At 54.8% G+C, this 6,000-nt stretch carries 6 protein-coding genes; all 6 read right to left on the bottom strand.

The genetic code is table 11. From position 1 onward, the window contains the following. Positions 1 to 102: 102 nt before the first annotated feature. On the bottom strand, positions 103 to 1,053 hold the full coding sequence (tal, locus tag HMPREF3096_RS25585) for a transaldolase (RefSeq protein WP_004147958.1): 951 nt from the start codon (positions 1,051 to 1,053) through the stop codon (positions 103 to 105). Between the two features lie 30 nt (positions 1,054 to 1,083). Further along, entirely contained in the window at positions 1,084 to 1,542 is a 459-nt protein-coding gene (gene rpiB / locus HMPREF3096_RS25580) for a ribose 5-phosphate isomerase B (RefSeq protein ID WP_008806013.1), read from the bottom strand. Between the two features lie 28 nt (positions 1,543 to 1,570). Further along, positions 1,571 to 1,945: a PTS glucitol/sorbitol transporter subunit IIA gene (locus HMPREF3096_RS25575; RefSeq protein WP_023297368.1), complete on the bottom strand. Its 375-nt coding sequence runs from the start codon at positions 1,943 to 1,945 to the stop codon at positions 1,571 to 1,573. A 1-nt stretch (position 1,946) separates the two neighbouring features. Next, positions 1,947 to 2,966 (bottom strand): 2-keto-3-deoxygluconate permease, encoded by a 1,020-nt coding sequence (locus HMPREF3096_RS25570; RefSeq protein WP_004204602.1) that lies wholly within the window; start codon positions 2,964 to 2,966, stop codon positions 1,947 to 1,949. A 92-nt stretch (positions 2,967 to 3,058) separates the two neighbouring features. After that, the gene (locus HMPREF3096_RS25565; RefSeq protein ID WP_032729964.1) at positions 3,059 to 4,777 is read right to left on the bottom strand and encodes a four-carbon acid sugar kinase family protein; all 1,719 of its coding nucleotides are present in this window, start codon (positions 4,775 to 4,777) and stop codon (positions 3,059 to 3,061) included. Between the two features lie 35 nt (positions 4,778 to 4,812). Next, positions 4,813 to 5,820 (bottom strand): 4-hydroxythreonine-4-phosphate dehydrogenase PdxA, encoded by a 1,008-nt coding sequence (gene pdxA / locus HMPREF3096_RS25560; RefSeq protein WP_008806010.1) that lies wholly within the window; start codon positions 5,818 to 5,820, stop codon positions 4,813 to 4,815. Positions 5,821 to 6,000 lie beyond the last annotated feature (180 nt).

Raw genomic sequence — 6,000 nt, 5'->3', positions numbered from 1 at the left:
GATTTGGCTTTCTGTACAGCGTCCATGCTCAGGGCGCGCAGCGCGTTGGCGCATTGGCAGCGAATGGTTTTTGTCGTCTTCATCAGTCTTTATCCCTGCGGCTTACAGCATCTGCTGAATCTGTTGTTCCAGTTTCACCTGATCGACAGCAAACAGTCGGATCCCTTCCGCTAGTTTTTCCACTGCCATGGGATCCTGATGATGCTGCCAGAGAAACTCCGCCTGCGTCATCGGGCTGGGACGAGTTTCCGTCACGCAGCCGGGGGTCAACTGGCGGGTCAACACTCCTTCGCTGGCCGCCAGCTCGTCCAGCAGTGCCGGAGAGATAGTCAGGCGATCGCAGCCCGCCAGCGCCTGGATCTGCTCAATACGACGGAAGCTGGCGCCCATTACCACCGTGTCATAGCCATGGGATTTGTAATACTGATAAATCTGGCGCACAGAGACCACGCCCGGATCGCTGTCCACCTGATAGGCTGACTGCGGCTGGTGCTTCTGATACCAGTCGTAGATGCGGCCCACAAAGGGCGAGATGAGAAAGACGCCCGCTTCGGCGCATGCCCGGGCCTGAGCGAAAGAGAACAGCAGCGTCAGGTTGCAGTTTATACCGCTCTGCTCCAGCTCTTCGGCAGCGCGAATGCCCTCCCAGGTGGCGGCGAGCTTAATTAGAATCCGCTCGGGACCAATGCCATTTTTTTCATATAACTGGATGAGCTTGCGCGCCTTCGCGACGCACATCCCGCGATCCCAGGCAAAGCGGGCATCCACTTCGGTGGAGATACGCCCGGGCACATGGCGCAGCACCTCGCTGCCGATATCCACTGCCACCTGATCGCAGGCGTTAATCAATTGTGTTTCTGCGCTGCCTCCCTGGCGGCGTGCCTTGCCAATCGCATCGGCAATCAGCGGCTGATACTGCGGCAGCTGCGCGGCCTTCAGCACCAGCGAGGGGTTGGTGGTCGCATCCTGGGGTGCAAACTTTTTAATCGATTCAATATCGCCGGTATCAGCAACAACCGTGGTGTATTTTTTCAGTTCGTCTAACTGGCTCATCATCTGTTCCTTATCTTACGACTGCGGAGATTAATCTCTGGCATGCTGGTGTTCGTAATAATCAATACGTTCCACTTTGGGCGCGGAGCCGCCGCCTTCATATTCGGACTCAAGCCACGCCTGAATAATTTTTTTGCCCAGCTCAGTGCCAATCACCCGCGCGCCGAGGGTAATAATCTGCGCGTTGTTACTTTTACGCGCTCGCTCAGCGGAGAAGGTATCGTGACACTGGGCGGCACGGACCCCGGGGACTTTATTGGCCACAATACTCATCCCAATGCCGGTACCGCAGATCAGAATGCCGCGCTCGTGTTCGCCCTGTTTAATCGACATCGCCACCGCATGGGCAACATCCGGATAAACGGTACTCCCCTGGCGCTTATCGCTGCTGTAATCCGCGACGTTTATTCCCAGCCCATTCAAATAAGCGACGATAGTATCGCGAAAAGCATAGGCGGCATCATCCGCACCAATAGCGATTGTTTTCATGGTTATTTCCTTAATTTAACAGTACGTCTTAATGACAATTCGGGTAAAACGAAATTTGGTCGCCGGGCTGAATAATTTGTGGTGGTTCGCCGTAAAGGTGTACCGTCCCGGGTAATTCAGCGATATCTGCGCCATCAAAATTTAGCGTGATATGGCCAAGCTGTCGTAAATTTGCCGTTGCCACACTGCCTACCGCGGTCACCCGATAATTTTTATCATTTAATTTCATTCGCTGACCGGGCGATAACTCGGCGGTCAGTTCGCTGGCCTGGTGTACGGCGCAATAACTCGCAATATCGTCGGGAACGGCATCGGAGAATAAAATAAGCCGCTGCTCCCGCAAAGAGCACTCAACATATTCCCCGACGGCGGTAATTCGTAATGAATACAACGGCACGCTCATACTATTTGTGTCCTTTGGCGGCAGGGGAAGATAATGTCACGCTCTCTTCACTTTTCGCGTCTTTCAAAGGTTCAGCGGCTGGCGCCCGCTTTTTCAGCCGTTTATCAAACCAGGCGACCAGTATCGGCGCGGTGATCATGGTGATAATGCTCGCCGTCGCCAGCTGCGCGGTGGCGGCATCCACGTACATCGCCAGCGAAGGATCCGCCTGGGCAACCATCGCCGGCGTCAGCGCTGAGCTGGCGGCGGTGGTTCCCAGCGCGGCGCCCAGCGCGCTTTTCTTCTTCAAAAACAGGTTGTAGATAAAGTAGAACACAATCCCGGTGAGCGCGGAGATAATCCCCAACAGGATCCCGGACAGGCCGGCGGTAAACACCGTATTGATGCTGGAGTTGGCGCCGATGGCGAACGACATAATAATGATCACCAGCGGCTGCGCCGCGGCGCATAACTGTTTAAAACGTTCGTCCAGATTGCCCCACAGCATGCCAATCAGCAGTGGGATCAGCATCGACAGCAGCGCGGCGAAGGGAATATTGGCCAGGCCGCTAACGCCCAGCACCATCATGGTGACAAACGGACCATCCTTGATGCAGAACACGGAGATCGCCCCGGCATCACTGGCATCGCCATAGTTGCTGCACAATGCGATATAGAGGGAGCTGTTCGAGCTGGTCAGGCAGGCAATCAGCGCCAGGGTCGATATCCCGAGAAATCCGCTCGGGCCAAACAACGTTCCCGCGGCCCATACCGCCAGGGCCCCGGCCAGACATTTGAGAAACAGCAGCACGGCGCCTTTATAGAGCGGCAAACCGGCCTGACGGATATTGATTGAGGTTCCGCAAATGAGCAAAAATATGCCCATCATGGCGCTGGAACCGACTTTAAATAAAGCGGTGGTTGGGCCGCCAATGCTGAGCACCTGGGGAGCAAAGGTATTAATCAATATTGCCACCAGCAGTGGAATAATGATTAGCCCACCGGGCACCTTATTCATTTTCTCAAGTATATTAATATTCATAGGGTGACTCTTAAATTAAGATTTAACAGAGATAACGACGCAATACTACCCTGACGACCATTACGTCGTTTATTTTTTATTAGATGACTGGGTTATTGCTGTGCTTCTTGATAAATTCGGTCAACAATGATGCCAATAATATCTTCCGGTCCGGTTAACCCTCCTTTTCCGACACAAATTAAGCCGGCATAATCACCACCAATAATCCGCACCATATCAGTTTGCGGGATGACATAGTCAATCATTTCTATTCCGGTCGCGCCCAGCTCTTTTAGGACATTGACCATGGTGTCACCGCCGGTCATATACAATCCTTTAATTTCACCCGACGCACAGTTAAGCACCTCGCGTACAATACTGCCCAATCCGTGGTTAATATTTTGCGCAGCCTCACCGTGGGCCAGACCAAATCTCTGCTCCTCTTCCTGAAGGTTTAGCAACCGCCCGGTCAAGGCGGATTCAAAAACAAAGAGCGCGTTGTGCTGCGCCGGAACGCACTGTCGGGCATACTGTACCACGCGATTGACTTCAATCTCAGCGGCGTTTTTCCTGTCAACCAACAGCTCGGCATCAACCGGGATATGGCAGACCCGGTCATCCCTGGCGATCAAATACTGGAGCTGTTTTTTGGTTACTGGCGTTGCGCTGCCGGCAACGATCAAAATCGAGCCGCGCTGGCCGTCCGCTGTCAGGCTCGCGGGCGCGCTGCTCCGCGCTTCGCGCATCAGGCCGCGACGAACCGCCAGCCGTTCGGTAAAGGGCCCCGGATCGACGGCCAGCACGTTCCAGTTCAGGGCCACTACCGCCCCGGCGATAGCATCGACATCGTCGACGGTTATCGCATCGACCACTATCACCCGCACGCCGCGTTGCTGTTGCTCCTGCAAATCCTGCTGGATTTGCCCTTCGCCTTTCATCACCGACGTCAGCGCGATATGCCCGACCTGATGATGGGTCTGCGCCGCCAACAGTCCCGGCACCCACGACTCGGTGACCGGGGTACGTACATCGCGAGCCACATCGGTCCGCGACAGGGCTACCGAATCAATCACCGAATAACCGCCGACGAGAATACGCCGTGACTGCGGCATCGCCGGCACCACAACCGCCACCGTCTCCTGCGGCAGTTGTTCCAGCATGGCATCGATTTCAAATCCGATGCCGCCGCGCAGCGTGGTATCAATCCGCTTGGTGAAGTAGTGCGCGCCGCGAGCCTGCAGCTGTTTCACCGCAGCGCTCACTTTGTGCTGGGCCTCCGCTTTCGGCAATGGGCGGCTGTCGCTGCTGACGACCATCGCCGGATACTCGACCTCATTGCGGGAGAAGGATTCGGTATCGAAAAACGCGGCGGTTTTTAAACCGCTACGTGCCAGCAGCACCCCGACGGTGGTCGCCCCGGTCAAATCGTCAGCCACGATCCCAAGCTTTCCGCCTTCCCCTTGTGGCCAGACCATCTCAATGCAGGCAGGCGTCACCCCGGAGACGTAGATCCCTTCGTGTATAAATTCCGCCAGCGGGCCGCTTTTGCCGGTGGGATGCAGGTTAATGGTGGGAATTCCCCGCTTCGGATAGAGTCCGCAGCGCAGCGTGCCGCCGCAGTCGATGACCATTAAACCAATCTCTTCTGCCGGCGGTTCGCCATTTTTGAATACATCAATGGAGGGCCAGCCGGTCAGTTCGCTCAGGCGGTCCACGACCGGGGGACGGATCCCCCCGGTAATGTACGCAATCTTTTTTCCCTGACCCAGCGTGATAGTCAGAGGCCCACCCCAGCCCTTACAGCCCTTGCTAATCAACAGATGTTTTTCCATTTCTCTGTCCTCGTGATTCGCATGAACCTCAGCGATTATTGATGCTTCATTTTCCAGTAACGGGCCGCCACCAGCGTCGACTCCAGCATACTGACAGTACCCGCCTTACCGGTACCGGCGATATCAAACGCCGTCCCATGGTCAACGGAGCTGCGCATAAACGGCAGGCCGAAGGTAATGGTGATTGAACGTTCAAAGTCGAGGGTTTTACAGGCGATATGCCCCTGATCGTGATACAGCGAGAGAATGGCGTCGTAGCGCCCCTGTTTGCCGAGATGGAACACGGAATCGGCCGGTACCGGCCCGATAGCGTTGATCCCCATCTCCTGGGCCGCTTTCACCGCCGGGATCAGATTGTCTGCCTCTTCGTGACCAAAAAGACCGTTGTCGGAACCATGCGGGTTCAGGGCGGCCACGGCAATACGCGGATTGTTGATGTTCAGGGCAGTAAATTCATGATGGATCTGCTGAACGCAGGCCAGCACCCGCGCTTTATTGGCATAGTCACAGGCAGCTTTTAGCGCCATATGGCGGCTCACGAAGAAGACGCGCAGGTTGTGGACGTGGAACATAGTCAAGCCATAATCAGATTGGGTTTCCACCTGATAGATTTCGGTATGGCCCGGGAGCTTACATCCCGCCAGCTTGATGGCTTCCTTATGAATAGGTGCAGTAGAGACCACGTCGATCAGCCCCGCTTTGCCCAGTTCGATCGACTTCATCACATAGTCCAGCGACATTTGCCCCGCCAGCTTCTGCACCTTGCCCCATTCGATGCTGTCGCAGTCGTAGTCGCCGGTTTCCAGGACATCCAGCGTCCCCCAGCTGAAACGTGCCTCCTGAGGATGAGCAATTTTATGGATAGCAAAATCGCAGCCCATGATTTTCATCGCCCGGCTGATAATCGGTACCGAGCCGATCAGGAACGGTTTGCACTCGTCATACACGCTTTTGTCCATCATGGTGGCCACTGTGATCTCTGGGCCGATCCCTGCCGGATCGCCGATGGTAATCGCCACAACGGGTTTTTTCTCTGCTGACATCATGCGCCTCTCTTGTCTCAGTTGATTGTTCATATGTTCATAGTCAAATCATATGCTCAAAACATTACCTGATGAATGAGCCGCCATTAGTGATGAGGATCACATAAAAAAATTCATAGATTTTTTTCATCGAAAAATGTGATCTAACATATGTTCATTTACTGATAAAAAGTTCAACCT

It is taken from the genome of Klebsiella sp. HMSC25G12, assembly GCF_001807705.1.
Classification (GTDB): Bacteria; Pseudomonadota; Gammaproteobacteria; order Enterobacterales; family Enterobacteriaceae; genus Klebsiella; species Klebsiella variicola.
Note: the sequence above shows the minus strand (reverse complement) of the source record. Positions and strands in the feature narration are given on the sequence as shown.

What these genes read in the sequence shown, in the direction of transcription:
- tal (WP_004147958.1), bottom strand. Translation starts at nt 1,053, where the DNA reads ATGAGCCAGTTAGACGAACTGAAAAAATACACCACGGTTGTTGCTGAT.
- rpiB (WP_008806013.1), bottom strand. Translation starts at nt 1,542, where the DNA reads ATGAAAACAATCGCTATTGGTGCGGATGATGCCGCCTATGCTTTTCGC.
- HMPREF3096_RS25575 (WP_023297368.1), bottom strand. Translation starts at nt 1,945, where the DNA reads ATGAGCGTGCCGTTGTATTCATTACGAATTACCGCCGTCGGGGAATAT.
- HMPREF3096_RS25570 (WP_004204602.1), bottom strand. Translation starts at nt 2,966, where the DNA reads ATGAATATTAATATACTTGAGAAAATGAATAAGGTGCCCGGTGGGCTA.
- HMPREF3096_RS25565 (WP_032729964.1), bottom strand. Translation starts at nt 4,777, where the DNA reads ATGGAAAAACATCTGTTGATTAGCAAGGGCTGTAAGGGCTGGGGTGGG.
- pdxA (WP_008806010.1), bottom strand. Translation starts at nt 5,820, where the DNA reads ATGTCAGCAGAGAAAAAACCCGTTGTGGCGATTACCATCGGCGATCCG.